The 19,595-nt window shown below is 64.3% G+C and carries 20 protein-coding genes and 1 pseudogene; 13 read left to right on the top strand and 8 right to left on the bottom strand.

Features of this window, described 5'->3' with window-relative positions; all coding sequences use genetic code 11:
• The first annotated feature begins 76 nt into the window (after window positions 1–76).
• Entirely contained in the window at window positions 77–292 is a 216-nt protein-coding gene (locus ABIF91_RS25385; RefSeq protein ID WP_028179726.1) for a hypothetical protein, read from the top strand.
• Between the two features lie 172 nt (window positions 293–464).
• The gene (locus ABIF91_RS25390) at window positions 465–2,369 is read left to right on the top strand and encodes a diguanylate cyclase (protein WP_028179725.1); all 1,905 of its coding nucleotides are present in this window, start codon (window positions 465–467) and stop codon (window positions 2,367–2,369) included.
• A gap of 6 nt (window positions 2,370–2,375) precedes the next feature.
• Here ABIF91_RS25390 and ABIF91_RS25395 read toward each other — a convergent pair whose 3' ends face one another.
• Both ABIF91_RS25395 and ABIF91_RS25400 read right to left on the bottom strand, forming a co-directional pair.
• On the bottom strand, window positions 2,376–2,594 hold the full coding sequence (locus ABIF91_RS25395) for a SlyX family protein (RefSeq protein ID WP_028179724.1): 219 nt from the start codon (window positions 2,592–2,594) through the stop codon (window positions 2,376–2,378).
• Window positions 2,584–3,366, bottom strand: a complete 783-nt coding sequence (locus tag ABIF91_RS25400; protein WP_028179723.1) for a rhodanese-related sulfurtransferase — start codon at window positions 3,364–3,366, stop codon at window positions 2,584–2,586. The genes ABIF91_RS25395 and ABIF91_RS25400 overlap by 11 nt, the downstream gene beginning before the upstream one ends.
• Before the next feature lie 193 nt (window positions 3,367–3,559).
• Between ABIF91_RS25400 and ggt the strand changes: the two genes are divergently transcribed.
• The 5 genes from ggt to ABIF91_RS25425 all read left to right on the top strand — a co-directional run bounded on the left by ggt (window position 3,560) and on the right by ABIF91_RS25425 (window position 9,763).
• Window positions 3,560–5,146, top strand: coding sequence for a gamma-glutamyltransferase (gene ggt / locus ABIF91_RS25405; protein ID WP_424579819.1), 1,587 nt, complete (start codon window positions 3,560–3,562; stop codon window positions 5,144–5,146).
• 213 nt (window positions 5,147–5,359) lie between these two features.
• Entirely contained in the window at window positions 5,360–5,923 is a 564-nt protein-coding gene (locus ABIF91_RS25410; protein WP_424579460.1) for a (2Fe-2S)-binding protein, read from the top strand.
• Between the two features lie 43 nt (window positions 5,924–5,966).
• Entirely contained in the window at window positions 5,967–6,944 is a 978-nt protein-coding gene (locus ABIF91_RS25415; RefSeq protein ID WP_245285466.1) for an FAD binding domain-containing protein, read from the top strand.
• Window positions 6,945–6,946: 2 nt separating this feature from the next.
• Window positions 6,947–9,238 carry a xanthine dehydrogenase family protein molybdopterin-binding subunit gene (locus tag ABIF91_RS25420; protein ID WP_028179719.1) on the top strand — a complete coding sequence of 764 codons (2,292 nt, stop codon included), beginning with the start codon at window positions 6,947–6,949 and terminating at the stop codon, window positions 9,236–9,238.
• 60 nt (window positions 9,239–9,298) lie between these two features.
• The gene (locus tag ABIF91_RS25425; protein ID WP_028179718.1) at window positions 9,299–9,763 is read left to right on the top strand and encodes an FKBP-type peptidyl-prolyl cis-trans isomerase; all 465 of its coding nucleotides are present in this window, start codon (window positions 9,299–9,301) and stop codon (window positions 9,761–9,763) included.
• 108 nt (window positions 9,764–9,871) lie between these two features.
• Here ABIF91_RS25425 and ABIF91_RS25430 read toward each other — a convergent pair whose 3' ends face one another.
• The gene (locus tag ABIF91_RS25430) at window positions 9,872–10,090 is read right to left on the bottom strand and encodes a CsbD family protein (protein WP_028179717.1); all 219 of its coding nucleotides are present in this window, start codon (window positions 10,088–10,090) and stop codon (window positions 9,872–9,874) included.
• Window positions 10,091–10,218: 128 nt separating this feature from the next.
• Here ABIF91_RS25430 and ABIF91_RS25435 point away from each other — a divergent pair, with 128 nt between their 5' ends.
• From ABIF91_RS25435 to ABIF91_RS25445, 3 genes are all read left to right on the top strand, one after another.
• A complete protein-coding gene (locus tag ABIF91_RS25435; RefSeq protein WP_024341406.1) occupies window positions 10,219–10,728 on the top strand; it encodes a cupin domain-containing protein in 510 nt (169 codons plus the stop codon).
• Window positions 10,729–10,858: 130 nt separating this feature from the next.
• A complete protein-coding gene (locus ABIF91_RS25440) occupies window positions 10,859–11,287 on the top strand; it encodes a VOC family protein (RefSeq protein ID WP_424579461.1) in 429 nt (142 codons plus the stop codon).
• Between the two features lie 35 nt (window positions 11,288–11,322).
• Window positions 11,323–11,811: a VOC family protein gene (locus ABIF91_RS25445; RefSeq protein WP_028179715.1), complete on the top strand. Its 489-nt coding sequence runs from the start codon at window positions 11,323–11,325 to the stop codon at window positions 11,809–11,811.
• Window positions 11,812–11,889: 78 nt separating this feature from the next.
• Here ABIF91_RS25445 and ABIF91_RS25450 read toward each other — a convergent pair whose 3' ends face one another.
• Both ABIF91_RS25450 and ABIF91_RS25455 read right to left on the bottom strand, forming a co-directional pair.
• Window positions 11,890–13,059, bottom strand: a complete 1,170-nt coding sequence (locus tag ABIF91_RS25450; RefSeq protein WP_028179714.1) for a hypothetical protein — start codon at window positions 13,057–13,059, stop codon at window positions 11,890–11,892.
• A 2-nt stretch (window positions 13,060–13,061) separates the two neighbouring features.
• The gene (locus ABIF91_RS25455; protein ID WP_028179713.1) at window positions 13,062–13,763 is read right to left on the bottom strand and encodes a FecR family protein; all 702 of its coding nucleotides are present in this window, start codon (window positions 13,761–13,763) and stop codon (window positions 13,062–13,064) included.
• Between the two features lie 51 nt (window positions 13,764–13,814).
• Between ABIF91_RS25455 and ABIF91_RS25460 the strand changes: the two are divergent.
• Window positions 13,815–15,246: pseudogene (locus ABIF91_RS25460) on the top strand (phospholipid carrier-dependent glycosyltransferase).
• A gap of 57 nt (window positions 15,247–15,303) precedes the next feature.
• Here ABIF91_RS25460 and ABIF91_RS25465 read toward each other — a convergent pair.
• Together ABIF91_RS25465 and ABIF91_RS25470 are read right to left on the bottom strand one after the other, a co-directional pair.
• Window positions 15,304–15,945, bottom strand: a complete 642-nt coding sequence (locus tag ABIF91_RS25465) for an OmpA family protein (protein WP_424579462.1) — start codon at window positions 15,943–15,945, stop codon at window positions 15,304–15,306.
• 60 nt (window positions 15,946–16,005) lie between these two features.
• Window positions 16,006–17,070 (bottom strand): IS630-like element ISRj1 family transposase, encoded by a 1,065-nt coding sequence (locus ABIF91_RS25470; RefSeq protein WP_026192128.1) that lies wholly within the window; start codon window positions 17,068–17,070, stop codon window positions 16,006–16,008.
• Window positions 17,071–17,462: 392 nt separating this feature from the next.
• Between ABIF91_RS25470 and ABIF91_RS25475 the strand changes: the two genes are divergently transcribed.
• Window positions 17,463–17,708 (top strand): hypothetical protein, encoded by a 246-nt coding sequence (locus tag ABIF91_RS25475; RefSeq protein WP_028179709.1) that lies wholly within the window; start codon window positions 17,463–17,465, stop codon window positions 17,706–17,708.
• A gap of 109 nt (window positions 17,709–17,817) precedes the next feature.
• Entirely contained in the window at window positions 17,818–18,984 is a 1,167-nt protein-coding gene (locus ABIF91_RS25480; protein WP_284282909.1) for a winged helix-turn-helix domain-containing protein, read from the top strand.
• Window positions 18,985–19,056: 72 nt separating this feature from the next.
• Here ABIF91_RS25480 and ABIF91_RS25485 read toward each other — a convergent pair whose 3' ends face one another.
• Complete coding sequence (locus tag ABIF91_RS25485) at window positions 19,057–19,521, bottom strand: DUF2809 domain-containing protein (RefSeq protein ID WP_050995197.1); 465 nt, start codon at window positions 19,519–19,521, stop codon at window positions 19,057–19,059.
• Window positions 19,522–19,595: the final 74 nt, after the last annotated feature.

The raw sequence follows: 19,595 nt of genomic DNA on the forward strand, positions 1-19,595 counted from the left end.
TGATACACCCCCAGCCCTCAGCGGAACAGGGGAACCAGCGCGATCGGCCCGCGTTGATCAGCCCATGGAGGAGATCATGGCTGAGACATTCAATCCCGCGCCGCACGACAAGCACGCCGATGACCCGCACGAAGCGCTCGCTGCCGACCGCAACGCCAAGCTCGACGCCGGGCTGAAGGGTACGTTCCCTGCTTCCGATCCCGTGAGCGCCGCGCAGCCGACGCCCTCGAAGGCCGACGCGGATGCCGAACATCCCTCGCTCTGGGACAAGGTTAAGGCCATCTTCAGCTAGCAGCGTCGGGCGCGCCGGATTCCGGCAGGGTTGCTAATGCCTTTAGCAATGCGCTGATCGTTGCGTCCGTAGGACTACTGGAAGCGGGTCGATCGCCACGTATTCCGGTAGCGATTTCAGCATTCGATAACAGAAGCGGCAGAGTTTCCGGTCGACCGGAGGACCCTGCCGCGTGAGCGCCGTTACCCAACGAGCTGGATGGAGCCGCCTGCCGCTGCGCGCGGCGGCTTTCGTCGTGTTGACCTGCGCGACCATCCTCGGCGTCAGCGGTTGGCGCGAGTGGGCGGCACGTGACGCAGTGCTCAAGGGCGCTGAGACCGAGATGGCGAACATCGCCCGTTCGCTGACCCAGCATGCCGAGGACAGCCTCGATCTCCTGGATTCCGGCATCGTCGGCGTGGTCAGCCGTCTCGAGATCGATGGCACTGCGCCAGCCACGGTCGCCAAGCTTGGAACTCTCCTGGACGCACGCAAGAAGGCGATCGCGCGCATCCACAGCCTCGACATCATCGACGATCAGGGCAACTGGCTGACCTCGCCCGGCACGATCGGCTCGACCCTCAGCGATGATGCGTTCTTCCGGTATCACCAGCTCTCGCCGAAGCGCGAGGCCTATGTCGGCGGTCCCGTGAAGAGCCTGCTCGATGGCGAATGGGTCGTCCCGCTGTCACGCCGCTTCAACAAGCAGGACGGCAGCTTCGGCGGCGTGGTGCTCGCGACCATCAGCTCCAGATATCTTTCGCATTTCTACGAGCAGTTCGAGATCGGCCGCAACAGCTCCGTGACACTGACGCATGGCGGCGGCATGATCCTCGCGCGCGATCCCGGCAACGACAAGTTCGTCGGACGCAGCGTCGCCGACACGCCTTTTTTCCGCGAGCCGAGCCTGCAACGGCCGAGCGGCGCCTATTACTTCAAGTCGCCGCTGGACGGGGCCGAACGCGTCAGCTTCTTCAATCGCAGCAGCCGTTTCCCGCTCCTCCTGGTTGCCACGGTCGACAAGGACGAGTTGCTCGCGCCCTGGCGCGCCGCGGCAATCTCCCGCATGCTCTACGTGCTCGCGCTGGTGATGCTGATCGCGGTCATCGGCGGCGTGCTGGTGCGGCAGTTGCACCGGGGCCAGCGCATGGCCGTCGCGCTGGCCGAGAAGGAGGCGCATTTCCGCCTGCTCGCCGAAGGCTCCAGCGACATGGTGACACGCATCGGCCTCGACGAGCGGCTGCGCTATGTCTCGCCCTCGTCGGTCCGCGTCGTCGGCTGGCGCCCCAATCAGCTGATCGGCACGCCGGCTCTTGCGGGCATCAATCCGGAAGATCTGCCGGAGGTCCAGGCGATCGTCGACGCCATGAAGCGTGGCGAGAAGGAAGAGGCGCGTTTCACCTACCGCAACGCGCACCGGCAGAACGGCGAAGTCTGGCTCGAATCGACCATGCGGGTGACACGCCGCGACAACGGCGACGTGGATGGCGTGGTCGCGATCTCGCGCGACATCACCGAGCAGAAGAAGCTGGAGACCAGGCTCGAAACGCTTGCGATCGAGGACAGCCTCACCGGCCTTGCCAATCGTCGCCGCTTCGACGAGCGGCTGAAGGAGGAATGGGCGCGTGCCTATCGCGACCGCTCCAGCCTCGCCTTGCTGATGATCGATGTGGACCACTTCAAGGCCTACAACGATGAATACGGCCATCCCGCCGGCGATGCCTGCCTGCGTCTGGTCGCAAAGATCATCGCGGCCGAGACGCAGCGCGCCGGTGATCTGGCGGCGCGCTATGGCGGCGAGGAGTTCGCCGTGCTGCTGCCGAACATCGACACCGCCGGCTGCGCCCGGATCGGCGAGCGGATCCGCAGTGCCATTCACGGGGCCGGCCTCGTTCATAGCACCAATCCGGCGGCTGGATGCGTCACCGCCTCGGTCGGCGGCGCGACCTGCCGGCCGGCGCTGGAGCGCACGGCGGGAGTGGCCTCGCTGGTCGAAGCTGCCGACCGGGCGCTCTACGCCGCCAAGGACGCAGGCCGCGACTGCCTGGTGATGTCAGGCGAGGTCATGAACCTGCTGCCCAAGGCGTCCGGACAGTAAGACCGGTCAATAATGCGGCGGACGCTCGTTGCCGGGCCCCGGTGCATTTGCCTCGGCCTCCTGGAGCCGCTCGTTGAGCTGCGCGATCTGCCGCGTCAGCGAGTCGATCTGCTTCCACTGTGCGGTGATGGTCTGGTTCAACGTCTCGATCGTGTCGTCCTGATAGGCAAGGCGCGTCTCCAGCGTGTCGATGCGCTCGCTCAGCGTCTTGATCTCATTCGGCATGGCCGTGCCCCTTTTCCCGTTCGCGCAAGCCAAGCTCTCGCAAACCGTGGCCGAGCGCCACGCGCTCGTCGAACACGAAGCATTCGCCGCGCCAGCGGCTCTCCGCCTCGGGCACCTCCTCGAGATATTTGAGGATGCCGCCTTTGAGGTGATAGACCTCTGCAAAGCCGCGCGCGAGCAGATGCGCGCTCGCCTTCTCGCAGCGAATGCCGCCGGTGCAGAACATCGCAATCCTGCGGTGTTTGGCCGGATCAAGCTCAATCGCGGCAAAGTCCTTGAACTGGCCAAAGCTCTTGATGCCGGGGTCGACCGCGCCCTCGAACGTCCCCATGGCCACTTCGAAGGCGTTGCGGGTGTCGAGCAGCAGCGTGTCGGGCTTCGCAATCAGCGCATTCCACTCGGCGGCATCGACATAGGTGCCGACCTGGCGGGTCGGATCGGCAGTCTCGTCACCGAGCGTGACGATCTCCTTCTTCAGTCGCACCTTGAGCCGCCCGAACGACATCGCTTCCGCGGTCGAGAATTTCAATTCGAGATTGTTGAGCCTGCCGCCGAATATGTCGCCGTGTGCGAGTTCGTGGGCGAAGCCATCGATCGCTTCCGGCGCACCGGCGATCGTGCCGTTGATGCCCTCCTGCGCCAGCAGCACGCTGCCCTTCAGCGCGAGACCAGCGCAGAAGGCGCGCAACGGCTCGCGCAGCTCGCGGTAATCGGGGAGGGCGACGAATTGATAGAAGGCCGCGACCTTGGTGGCCGAAATCGGATCAGACATGGCGGCTCGTTTAGCAGGCGGCAGCCATCCGGAAAACCCGCATGTGCAGCATCGAGAAGTCCATACGCCCAGCAGATGGCAGCCATTTTCCTGGTATGCCAGCATTGCCCCGCCGGGCCGGAATGTGTCATGTAGACGCGGTTTTCGAGATGGCGCGCCACTCGCGCCGACGGCCAAGAGAGCAAGAAATTCGATGAGAAACTTCCATTTCCCCGGCAGGTCCACGGTCCACGCCACCAACGCGATGGTCGCGACCTCGCACCCGCAGGCCTCGCTCGCGGCGATCGAGGTGCTGCGCGATGGCGGCACGGCGGTGGACGCGGCCGTTGCCGCCTCTGCCCTGCTCGGCGTGATTGAGCCGCAGTCGACCGGCATCGGCGGGGACTGTTTTGCGCTGATCCAGCCGCGCGGCGAGGGCAAGATCATCGCCTATAACGGCTCCGGCCGTGCGCCCAAGGCGGCGAACGCCGACTGGTATCTCGAGCGCAAGATCAACTCCGTGCCGCTGACCTCGGCGCATGCGGTCTCGATCCCAGGCGTGATCGATGCCTTCGCGACGGTTCTGCGCGACCACGGCAAGTTCGGTTTCGACCGGCTGCTTCAGCCTGCGATCAAGGCGGCCGAGGAAGGCTACGTCGTCGCGCCCCGCATCGCCTTCGACTGGAAGAACCAGTTCGAGAAGCTGAAGAATGGCACCAACACCGTGCGCTACCTGCTGCCGGGCGGCAAGCCGCCGGTGGCCGGCGACGTCATTCGCCAGGCCGAGCTCGGCAAGACCCTGCGCGCGATCGCCAAGGATGGCCGCGACGCCTTCTACAAGGGGCCGATCGCGGAGGACATGGTCGAGACCCTCAGGGGCATCGGCGGCCTGCACACGCTCGACGATTTCGCCGCGCACACGACCGAAGTGACCACGCCGATAGGCACCCTGTACAAGGGCTACGATGTCTGGCAGTGCCCGCCGAACGGCCCGGGCGTCACCGCGCTCCTGATGCTCAACATCCTGTCGCGCTTCGATCTGACCAAGTACGCGCCCGTGAGCGTCGAGCGCTTCCATCTCGAGGCGGAAGCGGCACGCATCGCCTACATGAACCGCGAGATGTATGTTGCCTCTCCCGAGCACATGAGGATCAACGTCGCCGAGATGCTCGAGAAGGGCTTTGCCGACGAGTACATCAGCAAGATCCGCATGGACGGCATGCTTGACCTGCCGAACGTGGCGCCGCCGATGAATCCCTCGACCATCTACATCACGGTCGTGGACAAGGACCGCAACGTCTGCTCGTTCATCAATTCGGTCGCGCATTCCTTCGGTTCGGCCATCGTCTCGAACAAGACCGGTGTCTTGTTCCAGAACCGCGCCGGCGGCTTCCGCATCCAGCCGGGCCATCCCAACTGCATCGAAGGCGGCAAGCGCCCGCTGCACACGATCATGCCGGGCCTGCTCACCAAGGGTGGCCGTTCCACGATGTCATACGCGGTGATGGGCGGCCAGTACCAGCCGACCGGCCAGACGCATCTGCTGACCAACATCCTCGACTACGGCTGCGACGTGCAGGAGGCGATCGACATGCCGCGCGGCCTGCATTACGAGGGCCAATATCAACTCGAGGACAGCGTGCCGGCTGCGATCGTCGAAGGCTTGAAGAAGCTTGGCCACAAGACCGCCAGCGTGGTCGGCCCGCTCGGCGGCGCCCAGGCGATCTGGATCGACTGGGACAAGGGCACGCTCACCGGCGGCTCCGATCCGCGCAAGGACGGCTGCGCCCTCGGCTATTGAGCTCGCGCGGGGTTCTCGCGCAAGATCAGGAAAAGTTGACGAAGGGCGGCGCGGCATTTGCTGCGCCGCCCTTTCTCGTTCGGAACTGCACTCATTGCTCCAAGTTAAGGGGCGATGAGCAGTGCAGGCGTGCGCTGCGTTGCAGATCGCGGCGGAGGCCGGCCCATGTCCGACAAATCAAGTTCCAGAACATCATTCGATCGGCGCGCCTTCATGGCCGGCGCGGCCGGAAGTGCGCTGATTCCGATGACGGCGCGTGCGGTTGCACAGGATGCGAATGCGCCTGTCGCGCAGGATCCGTCGCTTCCCGTCGAGGTCACGCTGCACGTCAACGGCAAGGATAGGCGCCTGAGCATTGATGCGCGCACCACGGTGCTCGATGCGCTGCGTGAACATCTCAAGCTCACCGGCAGCAAGAAGGGTTGCGACCACGGCCAGTGTGGCGCCTGCACGGTGCTGATCGATGATCGCCGCGTGGTGTCGTGCCTGACGCTGGCGCTCGCAGCCGAAGGGCAGGAGATCACGACGATCGAGGGCCTCGCCACCGACGACCGCCTGCATCCCATGCAGCAGGCCTTCGTCGACAACGACGCATTCCAGTGCGGCTACTGCACGCCCGGCCAGATCATGTCTGCCGTGGCCTGCGTGAAGGAGGGACATGCGGGGAGCGAGGCCGACATCCGCGAGTATATGAGCGGCAACATCTGCCGCTGCGCCGCCTATCCCAACATCGTCGTTGCCGTGATGCAGGCCGCCCCCGAGATCACGAAAGGCTAGGCGCATGCGATCGTTTTCGTATCAGAGAGCATCAGACCCCGATATGGCCGTGCGGGCGCTCGGCGCCGCCGCGGCCACCAACAATCCGCTGACGAAGGCGACGGCACAGCCGCTTGCCGGCGGCACCACGCTGATCGATTTGATGAAGCTCGACGTGATGCAGCCCACCGCAATCGTCGATATCAATCCGCTCGCGCGCGACTGGTCGGCGATCGAACCGAAGGCAGACGGCTTGCGGCTAGGCGCGCTCGCAAGGATGTCCGACGTGGCTGCGCATGGTGGGATTCAGCGCAGCTATCCGGTGATCGCGGATTCGCTGAAGCTCGCCGCCAGCGCCCAGCTGCGCAACATGGCGACGCTCGGCGGCAACGTGATGCAGCGGACGCGTTGCAACTACTTCCGCGATGTCTCCTATGAGAATTGTAACAAGCGCAATCCCGGCTCCGGCTGTACCGCGATGGACGGCGTCAATCGGATGCACGCGGTGCTCGGCGTCTCCGACCAGTGCATCGCGACCTATCCCGGCGATTTCGCGCAGGCGCTGATCGCGCTCGATGCCGTGGTCGAGATCACGGGCAAGGCCGGCACGCGCAGCATGCCCTTCGCGCAGCTTCACAAGGCGCCGGGCAGCACGCCCGACATCGAGACCACGCTTCAGCCCGGGGAACTGATCTCGGCCTTCTCGATCCAGGGCCGGTGGCCCCGTTCGGTGTACCTCAAGGCGCGTGACCGGCAATCCTACGAATTCGCGCTGTCCTCGGCTGCGATAGCGCTCGACGTGCAGGACGGCACGATCAGGGACGCGCGTGTCGCGCTCGGTGGTGTCGCCACCGTGCCGTGGCGGGCGCGCGAGGCGGAGGCCCTGTTGAAGGGACAGAAGTTCGACGAAGCGCTGGCGCAGCGCGTGGCCGATGCCGCCTTTGCGGACGCCCGTGGCCGCCGGCACAACAGCTTCAAGATCGCGCTCGGAAGGCGTGTGGTGGCACGCGCGCTTCAGCAGGCCGTAACGATGGAGATCTGACCATGACCGCTGCAGCTCCCAAGCCCAAGGCGAATATGGGGCAGCCCGTGCCGCGCTACGATGCGGCCGCAAAGGTCACGGGGCGTGCGACCTACGCCTCCGATATGCCGCTGGACAATCCGGCCTACGCGTTCCTGGTCAGCAGCGCCATCGCCAGGGGCCGCATCGACCGCTTCGATCTCGATGACGCTAGAAGCGTCCGCGGCGTGATCGACATCGTCACGCACGAGAACGCCCCGAAGCTGAAGGAACCCAAACTCTTCAGCAATGGCGGCTATGCCGGCACCACGATCCAGCCGCTGACCTCGGCCGAGATTGCGCATGACGGCCAGATCATCGCTGTGGTCATCGCGGAGAGCTATGAGGCCGCGCGCGAGGCCGCCAATCGCGTCAAGGTCAGCTATACGGCCGCGGCGCCGAGTGCGAGCTTCGAATCACCGGGAACGACCACGGCGGCCGCAAAGGGACAGAACGCCCAGTTCAAGGAAGATCCCGAGGTCGGCGACTTCGCCAAGGCCTTCGATGCGGCCGAGGTCAAGCTCACCGCTTCCTACGACACGCCGACGCAGCACCACAATCCGATGGAGCTGTTCACGACCAGCTGCGCCTGGATGGGCGACAATCTCGTCATCTATGAGGGCAGTCAGTATGTCTATGGCCTCAAGAACGGCGTGGCCGAGCAGCTCGGCATCGACGCCGACAAGGTGCGCGTGGTCAATCCCTATGTCGGCGGCGGTTTTGGTTCGCGCGGCTCGATGACGCCGCGCACCGCCATCATCGCCGGCATTGCCAAGCGCCTGAACCGCCCGATCAAGCTGGTCCCGACCCGCGACCAGGGCTTTACCATCGCGACCTACCGCGCCGAGACGCGGCACGAGATCAAGCTCGGTGCGAGCCGGGATGGCAAGCTGGTCGCTTTGAGGCATGAGGGAGCCGAAATCTCCTCGCGCCCCGACGCCTATTGTGTCGGCGGCACCAAGACCACGACGCGGCTCTATGCGTGTCCGAATGTCGAAAGCCTGGTGTCGATCGTGCGCGCCGACCGCAACACGCCCGGCTTTATGCGCTCGCCGCCGGAGGTGCCGTATCTGTTCGCGCTGGAAAGCGCGATGGACGAGCTCGCGGTCAAGCTCAACATGGATCCGGTCGAGCTCCGTCGCATCAACGACACCACCACCGAGCCCATTGGCGGCAAGCCCTACACGTCGCGGTCGCTGATGGCGTGCTTCGACGAAGCCGCCAAGGCGTTCGGCTGGTCGCAGCGCTCGCCGCAGGCAAGATCGATGTCGGAGGGCGATTGGCTGGTCGGTTACGGCTGTGCCGCCACCTGCTATCCGACGCAGATGGCGCCGTCCGCCGCGCGCGTGCGCCTGCAGCGCGATGGCCGCACCCGTGTCGAGATCGCCGGCCACGAGATCGGCACCGGCGCCTATACGGTCATCGCTCAGACTGCGGCCGAGCGGCTCGGCGTGCCGCTTGAAAAAGTCGCGGTCTTCATCGGCGACAGCGACCTGCCGCCCGCGCCGGTTGCCGGCGGCTCCAACTCGACCGCCAGCACCTGCTCCGTTGTGATGATGGTGTGCGATCAAATCCGGCAGCGTCTGTTCAAGGCGGTGATGCCGAGCGACAGTCTCGCCGCCAAGGCCAGGGAAACCGTCGGCATCAGCCCGGCCCCGTCGACCCAGGCGGCGAAGAGCGACCGTCCGCTCGATATCGAGAAGGCGTTCGATGCGCTTGGCGTCGGCGTTGTCGAGGAATATGGCGAGTGGAAGCCGGAGGGCGCACCGCCGGACTCGTTCAGGGCCATGCATGCCGGGCAGCCTCGGTTCGTCGGCGGCCATCAAATGAAGGACAAGATCGCCTACGCCTTCGGCGCCGAGTTCGTCGAGGTCCGCATCAACCGCTTCACGCACGAGATCCGTTGTCCCCGGCTGGTCGGCGCGTTCGCGGCAGGCAGGATCATGAATCCGCGCACCGCGCGCAGCCAGCTGATGGGCGGCCTGATCTGGGGCATGTCCTCGGCGCTGCTGGAGGCCACCGAGATCGACGAGCGCAATGCGCGCTACGTTAACGACAATCTTGCCGACTATCTCGTGCCCGTGAATGCCGATGTGCCCAGCGTCGAGGTCATCATGCTCTCCGAGCAGGACGATCACATCAACCCGGTGGGCGTAAAGGGGCTCGGCGAGCTTGCCAATGTCGGCACCAACGCCGCGATCTGCAACGCGATCTATCACGCCACCGGCCAGCGCATCCGCAAGCTGCCGGTACGTCTGGAAAATATCGAGGTCTGAGGGGTGGAAACGGCGACGGCGTTGGGTTAGACACCTCCCGCCTCAAATGGAAGGTGCCCTATGCAGCGTTTTCAGCGCATGCTCCTCGCTATCATGTCGGCATTCGCGATCACCGTGATTGGTGGCGTGTCCGATTTCGTTTCCACCACGGCCTTGGCCCAGACCGCAGGAAAGACCATGACCACAGCTTCAGGCTTGCAGATCATCGACTCCACCGTCGGCACCGGTGCCTCGCCGCAGCCCGGTCAGATCTGCGTGATGCACTACACCGGCTGGCTCTATGAGAACGGCCAGAAGGGCAAGAAATTCGACTCCTCTGTTGATCGCAAGGAGCCGTTCGAATTCCCGATCGGCAAGGGCCGCGTCATCGCCGGCTGGGACGAGGGCGTTGCCTCGATGAAGGTCGGCGGCAAGCGCACGCTGATCATCCCGCCGCAGCTCGGCTATGGCGCGCGCGGCGCCGGCGGCGTGATTCCGCCGAACGCGACCTTGATGTTCGACGTGGAATTGCTCGCGGTGAAGTGACGGCGTAGCCGTCATTCCGGGGTCGGCTCTTCGCGACGCTCCGGAATGACTGCACAAGTAAAAAGACCGGCCTTTCGGCCGGTCTTTTCGCTTTCAGCTCTAAGCGCGTCACTCCGCTGCGCGCTTTGCGGCAGCAGCAGCGCGATCCATCGCTTCCTTCGCGGCATCCTTGGCGTCGCCCATGGCCTGCTGGCCCTTGCCCTTCACTTCCTGGACCACGCCTTCGCCCTTCATGCGATCGGACCCGGTGGCTTCGCCGATGCCCTGCTTGGCCTTGCCGATCGCCTCGTTCGCGGTGCCCTTGATCTTGTCAGTGGTGCTACCCATGAAATTCTCCTCTCGGTTTGCTCGCAATGACAACACCGAGCGGCTACGAGGGTTCCATTTTTAGTATGGCTTGCGGCTGCGGCTTTGGGTTAGTTTGCCGCGCACGAACCAACAGAAGGCAAGTACCCATGACCGGCCATGACCACTCGCATTCCCACCATGACCACGATCATGATCGCTGGAAGCATGACGGCGTGCGCGTCATTCCGGGCAACCAGCTCGACACGAACGTGCCCTCGACGGCCGGCATGGACCGCGCGGCCGCCATCAATTTCGCACGCGTCGGCGCGCAGAAATTGTGGGCGGGCACGGTCAGCATCAAGCCGGATGCCAAGACCGGCGCGCATCATCACGGCCATCTCGAAAGCGTCATCTATGTGGTGAAGGGGAAGGCGCGGATGCGCTGGGGCGAGAGCCTGCAATTCACCGCGGAAGCCGGCCCCGGCGACTTCATTTTCGTCCCGCCCTACGTGCCGCACCAGGAGATCAACGCCAGCCCGGACGAGGTGCTGGAATGCGTGCTGGTGCGCAGCGACGGCGAGGCGGTGGCGATCAATCTCGACATCGAGCCGGTGGAGAAGCCCGAGACCGTGCTCTGGATCGACCCGGTGCACCGCGATCCCAACGAGAAGAAGTAAGGTTGCTCGGCGCGCGGGGTTCGGTGCGACAGAACCCCGCAGATCGGGGTTCGAAAAATTAGTCGGAAGCGGTGTCGGATGGCGGCCTGGCCGTCCGTCCTTGGGCAGAACCCCACCCGAGGAACTTCCGATGCCCAAGATGATCTTCGTCAACCTGCCGGTGACCGACCTCAAGCGCGCGACCGCCTTTTATGAGGCGGTCGGTGCGGTCAAGAATCCGCAATTCAGCGACGAGACCGCGAGCTGCATGGTCTTTTCCGAGACCATTTTCGCGATGCTGCTGACCCACGACAAATTCCGCCAGTTCACGCCGAAGCCGATCGCGGACGCCAGGACCTCGAACCAGGTGCTGTTCTGCCTGTCCGCGGACAGTCGCAGCGACGTCGACGATATCGTCGACAAGGCCGCGGCGGCGGGCGGCGTGGCCGATCCCAGCCCGAAGGACGAATACAGCTTCATGTACGGCCGCAGCTTCGAGGATCCCGACGGCCATATGTGGGGTGTGAACTGGATGGATCTCGCGGCTGCCCCTCTGCAGCCCGAGATGGCGAACGCCTGATCCGAGCCCGGAAGATCTGAAGAGGAGCATTCACGATGTCCAAGCTCGTGCCCTGCATGTGGTTCAACGGCGATGCCGAGGACGCTGCAAAATTCTACGTCTCGCTGGTTCCGAACTCGGAGATCACGCACGTCCAGCACAACGTTTCGGACGGCCCCTCCGGCAAGGAGGGCTCCGTGCTCGTCGTCGAGTTCACGGTGGCCGGGCAGCCGCTGGTCGCGCTCAATGGCGGCATGAAGATGGAATATACCCACGCGATCTCGCTGATGATCCATTGCGACGACCAGGCCCAGGTCGACAGCGTCTGGAACGCGTTCCTCGCCCATGGTGGCAAGGAAGAGCAGTGCGGCTGGCTCAGGGATCGATGGGGCGTGGCCTGGCAGGTGGTACCGAAAGTGATGTTCGAGTTCCTGTCGAGCCCGGACAAGGCAGCGGCCGCGCGCGCGGTGCAGGCCATGATGAAGATGGTCAAGCTCGACGTGGCCGTCCTGCGTCAGGCCTTCGAGGGCAAGCCGGCGGCGTGAGATACGGAGAAGCCGCGGCGCACTGGATGTCCCGCCTTCGCGGGACATGACAGCGGAATTTGGGGCGAGGTCTCCGTCCTAATAATTGATCCGCAGCCCGACGCCGCCGTGGATCGTGTTCCCGACCGGCTGCGGGCCCAACGTGCCGTTGGCGAAGAGATCCACGATCCATCCCCTTTGCACGCGGAAGCCGAGGCGGCCGCCATATTCGAACCAGCCCTGGTTGCCCATGGTCGGCACCACCACGCCGTTGCCGGTCACGGTGGCGACGATGCCGCTGTGGCTCGCAAACGACTGCACCCAGCCGCCATTGATGTTGGTCTCGATGTTGCTGCCGAAGAGATGCGTCCACTGGCCGCCGATCTTGACGAGGCTGGTGCGGTCGGTGCCATCAGCGATGCTGGCGTCGAATGGATTGAACGTCACCGTACTGTCGCTATAGCCGGAGACGCGCTGCCAGAGCTGCCAGACCTCGATCGAGGCCGCGACCTCGTCGCGTGGCGAGAGGCGACTTATCCAGCCGGCGCGTCCGTAGACGGCGTAGTTCGAGACGTTGGTCGAACTGGTCACGCTCACCGGGCCGAGACTGGTATCGTAGCTGCGCGTGTAGCGCGCCTTCTCCCATGGCGTCAGGATTGTGCCGACGTCGAAGAACGGCCGTGACGAGCCCCAATCGGTAAAGTCATAGCGCAACGCGAAAGCGCCGATCGGTGCGCTGGTGATCTCGTAGCCACGCCCGTCGTAGTGCGTGTAGGCGATGCCGGCGAGCAGCGACAGATTGTTGGTCAGCGCCTTGCGGCCGTGGATGCCGGCCGAGAACGAGCCGGCCGAGCCGAATGCGCTGATGCAGTCGCCGCAATTGATCTGCTCGTTGACGCCGAGCAGCACCGTGCCGAGCACCCGGTTGGTGATCATCTGGTTGAAGCGCTGGTTGGCGAGGCCGCCGACCGAATTGCCGCTGGAAGCCGCGCCGGTCGGCGTCGGGCTCGGCGACGGATATGGGCTGGGGGAAGGATACGGGCTCGGCGACGGTGAGGGCGCAGGGCTTGGTGAGGGCGTAGGCGTCGGGGAGGGCGCTGGCGAGGGCGAGTAGGTCGGCGACGGATAAGGCGTCGGCTCGCCGCACTCGGACCCGCACTCCGACGCCTGCGCAGCCGCCGGGCGGGCCCCCGAGGCGACAAGCGCAAACGCGGCCAATGCGGTCAGCACGCCGATGAGGATGAGGCGCCGGAAGCGGTATTTCGTCATCGTCAGCGCCCGCAGAGCATGCCGTCGTCCTGGACGGCGGGCATGATGGTCGGCGAGGCGCCGGCGTACTGATTGACCGCGCACAGTCCGGCACTCGCGGCGCAATTGGCGGCAAACGTCCAGGGCGGCGTATTGGACTTGGTGATGCTCACCTTGCCGCCGGTCGAGGTGATGATCGCGGTGTCGCCTGGCTGGGTGAGCTGCACGCATTGGGAGCTCTTGGTGCAGACGCTGGCCGCGCCGTCCTGAAGCACGACCACGGAGCGCCCGCGTTGCGAGAGAATGTCGAGCGTGGTGCCGCGCACACCGATGGTCGCAAGGGGCGTCGTGATCTTGTAAGCAGCCTTGTCGGAACGCCCGGTGACGAAGCGGAAGGCGCCGGTGGTCATGCGGATCGCGACGTCGCGATAGCTGCGCTCGTCGTTGAAGACGGTGCGGTCGAGCTTCAGCGTGGCGCTCGGGCCGAGCGACAGATTGGTGCTGTCCGCCATCACGAAACGCGCCGCGCTGTCGGTGCCGGTGCGCACGGTCTCGTCGCGCAGCATGCTGTCGCCGACATTGATCGGCGTCGTGGTCGCGGCCACGCGCACAACCTCGTTCTGAATCACGACGGCTTCGCCGACGCGAGTCTGCGCCTGCGCGCTAGAGCCGGCGCACAATGCGGCCGACGAGAGGATGGAGAAAAGCCAAAAACGCAAATTCATTTCGCAACCGATCGATGTGTCCCTGATCGTACCGGATCGCGCTTGCTTGCGATGTGGCGTAATTATCACAAGCGGCGCGGGACGTGCGCTATGCTTAGTGACAGTTGCGGCAGAATGCGTTCAATGAAAACGACGATCCTTGTTTTTGTCCGCGGTGACGCAAATTTGCCACGCAAGATATCTCAACAGCAGCCCCTCGAGGGTTTCGCAGTTCCAAAACTGTCGCGGAGCGCAGTGCTTGCTGTCGCGATTTTCCTGATTGCCCATCTGGCGCTGCTGATCGGTCTCACCACGCCGGAGAAATTCGTCTTCGACGAGGTGCATTACGTGCCGGCGGCGCGGCAGATGCTGGCGCCTGTGATGTCGCAGCCGATGCTCAATCCGATGCATCCGCCGCTGGCCAAGGAGCTGATCGCGGCATCGATCGCGACCTTCGGCGACAACGCGCTTGGCTGGCGTTACCCCGCGACGTTGTTCGGCGCGTTGGCGATCGTCGCAATCTATCTGTGCGGGCTCGCGCTGTTTTCCGCGCAAGGGCCCGCGATCGCCGCGGCGCTGATTGCAGCGTTCAACCAGATGCTGTACGTGCAGGCGCGCATCGCGATGCTCGACATCTTTGCGCTCGGCTTCGGCCTGCTTGCGACCGCCGCCTTCATGCATGGTTTTCGCAGAGAGCGGCCGCAGGCAATGTTCGCGCTCGCGGGCAGCTTGTTCGGCTGTGCTGCGGCCTGCAAATGGAGCGGCCTGTTTCCGCTTGGCGTCTGCATCGTCATCGTTGCGGTGATCCGCCTGATGCAGGGCTGGCGTACGCTGTTCGCCGACGCGAGGCCGGGAGGACTGGTATCGGCCGGAGCTGTGGCCCGGCTTGAGGCTGCATCATGTCGCGCTCTGCTTCGTGGTCTTGCCGATGGTGGCCTACCTTGCCGCTTTCGTCCCGCTCTACGGCGTGTCGCTGCCGGATCTGATCGAGGCGCAGCGGCGGATCTTCGCCGACAACACCACGACGGCCATCGCCGGCCACACCTATATGAGCGCATGGCCGTCCTGGCCGTTGCTCGCGCGCCCGGTGTGGTTCCTGTTCGACAAGACGGGAGATGACAACGTCGCTGCGATCGTCTTTCTTGGCAATCCGCTGGTGCTCTGGCCGGCTCTGATCGCGCTCGTCATCGTGTTGCGCGATTTCATTGCGGCGCGGCGGTGGGATGCATTCCTGATCGCGGCATTCTATTTCGGTCCCTGGCTCGCCTGGGCGTTGCTGCCGCGGACCCTGGGCTTCATCTACTACTACCTGCCGGCCGCGACCGCGGCGTCGCTGGCGCTGGTCTATGTGCTGCGCCGGGAGGGGCTGCCGCGCTGGCTGCTGTGGGCCTATGTCGGCGTCGCTGCGATCGGCTTTGCAGTCATGCTGCCGATTTCCGCAGCCTTCATCGGCACGTCCATGCGAACCTTCGGCCGCCTGATGCTGTTTCAAAGCTGGATATGACATCGCCGCCTGCCGGGTTGCGGCAGGCGGCGTGTCTCTTGCGCGACGGCCGCGCGTCTACTTCGCTGCGGTCTTGGTGTCCATGTTCACGACCTGGACGCGGCGGTTGATCGCGTCGGCGCCGTTGGCGGCATCCTTCAGCTTGGTCTCGCCGTAGCCGACGGTGACGAGATCGGTGCCGTTGAGGCCGTAGTTCTGCACCAGATATTTCTTGATGGTGTCGGCCCGCCGTTCGGAGAACCCTTGATTGTACTCTTCGCCGCCGGTCGCGTCGGTGTGGCCGGCGACCACGAAGGTCGAGCCCTTCAGCGCCGGATCGGACAGCGCCTTGCCGAGCGCCTGCACCGATGCCATCGACGTCTTGGCGATGTCGGCCGAGTTGTAGCCGAACTGGATCTCCAGATCGATCTTCGGCTTGGTCGCCGCGAGCTCGGCGATCTGCTCGCGCTCGCCCGTCGAGAGCGACCGGGTCGGGCGGTTGCGCACCGTGTTCAGGAAGGTCGCTTCCTTGGCTTGCGCGGTCGTGTCGGCTTGCGGACCGACGGACAGGCCACGGGTTGCCGGCTTGGGCTTCAGTGCATCGAGGATCTTGTCGGTGGAGACATTGTTGTCGCCGGCCAGGGCCAGGCCCGCCGTCATCGACAGGGCTGCGGAAAGAGTGATCGCCTTCAATGCAAAAGACTTATCAAAACGGGTCATTGTCGAATCCTCGCTGCTACGCCTGATGGCGATTTGATGCCGCGAGCCTAGTACCCGGAATCAGAGCTGAGTGATACGGCGGCCTTTGAAACGGCGTTGACGGACCTTTTTCTTGGTCCAGACGAAGGGCTCGGCTCTGTCGTTGTATGCGTTGACGTAGGCATCGATGTGTTCCTGAAGCTGCTTGAGGCTCGTGAAGGAGGTGCCGCTGAGCGACTGCCCCTGCAAGATGGAAAACCATACTTCGACCTGATTGAGCCATGACGCACTTGTCGGCGTGAAATGAAATTGCACGTTGGGGTGGGCCTTGAGCCAGTCCTCGTTCTTTTTATGGGTGTTGAGGTTGTCGAGGATGACGTGAAGCTTGCGGTTCGGAAAAGCCGCGGTGACGCTGTTCATGAAATCGAGAAACTCGACGCGGCGCCGGCGTTTTGAATGGGTCGCGATGATCTTTCCGGTGGCGACTTCGAGCGCCGCAAACAATGTTGTGGTGCCATGCCGCTTGTAATCGTGGCTTTGGCCGGTCAAGGCGCGGCCATTGGGCAACTTCAGATAACCCTGCGCTCGCTCCAAAGCCTGGATCGAGGGCTTCTCGTCCACGCACAGCACAATGGCCTTCGCCGGCGGCGCGACATAGAGGCCGACAACATCGGCGGCTTTGGCCGTAAAGTTCGGGTCGTTGCTCTCGCACCAGGACTTGCGAGCCACCAGGTCAATCTTGTGGCTGCGCAGGAACCGCCAGACATATTGGACATCGACATCGCCCAGCGCCTCGGCCAGCAGGGGGCCGGTCCAGCGCGCAAACCCTTGCGGTGGCGGCTTATCCAGCAGCTTCAGAATCCGCTTGTCGGTCGTCTTCGTATAGATCGGCTGCTTGCCAGGCCGCGGCTTGTCTTGCAGCCCTTCAAGGCCATGGTCGGCATAGCGATGCCGCCAAAGGCTGACAATCCGCGGCTGGACCCCAACTTCCTTGGCGATCGACCGGGTGCTGCGCCCATCCGCCGCCAACAGAACTATCCGCGCCCGCTTCAAATCGCGCTGCAACGTCACCGGTGAGCGACAGCACGCCTCAAGCACCTTGCGATCTTTCCTCGAAAGGTGGACTTCTCTTGCTTCGGGTATCATCCCGACCTTGAATCACGACTCACGTTCCAAGAAAAGTGGGTACTAGGGGAGGTTCAAAAGCCTCGATGTGATCTTCCTCACATTCGAAATTGCCCGCGGAGACGCTGATCTGGTTCGATCGTCTGCGGCTTGAGGCGGAACTGGGAACCCCGGAAACCTTCGTTCCCGATCGTCGAAAGGGCGTCGCCCCACGCGCCCCGCCCCGCGAACAAGAATTCGTCCAGAATGTCGCGACCGGGAGCGTCGGGGGAGCGCCCAAAAGCCGCACGTCGAGAGCGGGCTGATTCGGCAGTGCAGCAACGAAATGTCTTCTCCCTGAAAAACTTGCTTTGAAGAATGGCAGTTGTGGTGGCCGGCATCAGGCCGGCTGCCTTATCTGGAGGAGAAGATTGATGAAGACCCTGTTGCTCGCGACGGCATTCGTGGCGCTTGCGCTGTCCCCCGCATCCGCCGCCAAGATGGCGTGCACCAGTGCAAATATGGCCAAGCTCGTTGTCGGGATGGGCGGCGAAGACACGCCGGGCAAGATCGCAGCGAGGAAGTCGATGGCCGCGGCGAATTCCGACATGAGCAAAGGCAACATGCGCGGCGCCTGCAAGCATTATATGAGCGCCGAGAAGGCGATGGCGATGAAGTAGGCTCCGCGATCCCGGACGTCATGGCCGCGCTGGCAGCAGATGGCAGCGCGGCTTTTTCGTGTCCCTGCTTCTTTGCCTCGCGGCGAATCCGGCTACATTGCGTTCCGCAATGCCCCGCGCCCCGAAACCACTTCCGCTTTCGACCAAACAGGCCCGGCAGATCTGGCTGCACGCCCAGCGGCTCGACGTGCGCGCGCCGTTCGGGGAGGGCGCGCAGGCCGTCGCCGACGCGACTGCTCATCTCGGCTATGTGCAGATCGACACCATCAACGTCATCGAGCGCTGCCATCACCACATCCTGTTCAGCAGGATCCCGTCCTACCGCCGCGCCGATCTTCGCCAGGCCCACAGCGTCGACAAGAGCGTTTTCGAGTATTGGACGCACGCGCTCTCCTACGTGCCGGCCGCCGACTTCCGCTTCTTCCTGCCGGCGATGCGCGAGCACCGGCGCGAGGGACACAGATGGTTCGGCTCGGTGAAGCCGGCCGACACGCGCAAGGTGATGCGACTGCTGCGCGCCGGCCCGCTGACGATCCGCGACATCGAGGATGACGTGCTCGTTGAAAAGGAGCACCTCTGGCAGAGCCGCAAGCCGTCGAAGCGTGCGTTGCAGCTCGCCTTCTATACCGGCGCCGTCACCATCAGCGAGCGCCAGGGCATGCTCAAGACCTATGAGCTGATGAACCGTCATTTCGGCTGGGACAAGCTGCCGAGGCCGGCATCGGCAAGGGAGCTCACGGCCTATCTGCTCGACCGCGCGCTGCGCTCGCAGGGCGTGGTCAGCCTGGATTCGATCTGCCATCTCGACGCGCCGAGCAAGAAGCCGGTCGCGCGCCTGATCGCCTCGCGCGTCCGCCGCGGAGAGCTCGTACCTGTTACGCTCGAGGGCGCCGGCAAGCAGGAGCATTGGGCCTCGCCCGCGGCGCTGGAGGCGGGCGGCGAAGGGCCGCCGCCCGATCTCGTCCACATTCTTTCGCCGTTCGATCCCTTGATCATCCAGCGCAAGCGCACCAATCTCATCTTCGGCTACAACCATCTGTTCGAAGCCTACGTGCCGAAGGCCAAGCGCAAGCTCGGCTACTTCGCGCTGCCCGTGCTGGTCGGCGACGAGATCGTCGCCGCGCTCGATCTCAAGACCGACCGGCAGGCGAAGAAGCTCTTGATGCAGAAATGGACCTGGGTCGGGCAGGGCAAGAAGGCGGCGGGACGACGGGAGCTCAAGCGTGTGATCGAGGAAGAGCTCGACCGATTCGAGCGGTTTCAATTGGCGGAGTGAAGTCTTCGTAGGATGGATTAGCTAAGCATAATCCACCGCTTTTAGTATCCCGCGGAGACAGACGTTGGCGGGTTACGCCGAGCGGTCAGCGCTCTGCGCAGCCGCGCGCCGACCTTCCCTACGCAGTTGGACGAGCCGATCGATCCAAACACCGAAGGCAATCCCGACCGCGTAGGCGACCAGATTCCACAGCGAGAATATGCGACCGAGCAGCAGCGCGCCGGCCGCTGTCAGCCGGAACGCATCGAGCCATGGCGTGTGCACCAGGCGGGAGAATTCCACGATGACCGCAATCGCCACCGCGATGGCCGCAATCTGCATCCGCGACAGCCTCGGCAGCACAACCCCGACCAGCAAGAACACCATCGTCGTCCACAAGAGCGAGCCGCCATATTTCACCACGAAGGCCGGAAGCCCGAGCGGAAAGCCGTACCAGCGCAAGCACAGCCCGCAGACGATCACCATCGCGGCGAGGGCGGCGCGGATCAGCGATGTCAGGAGCGGCGCAACAGGTTGATCCGGCTGCGCCCCGCGCATTGCTCGCTCCATTGACTCTTTGCCCGCGATGCTCAAAACCGCCACTCAGCCCTAGAAAAGCAACAACCCGGGGG

This window comes from Bradyrhizobium sp. USDA 241 (assembly GCF_049739505.1).
Taxonomy (GTDB): Bacteria; Pseudomonadota; Alphaproteobacteria; order Rhizobiales; family Xanthobacteraceae; genus Bradyrhizobium; species Bradyrhizobium liaoningense.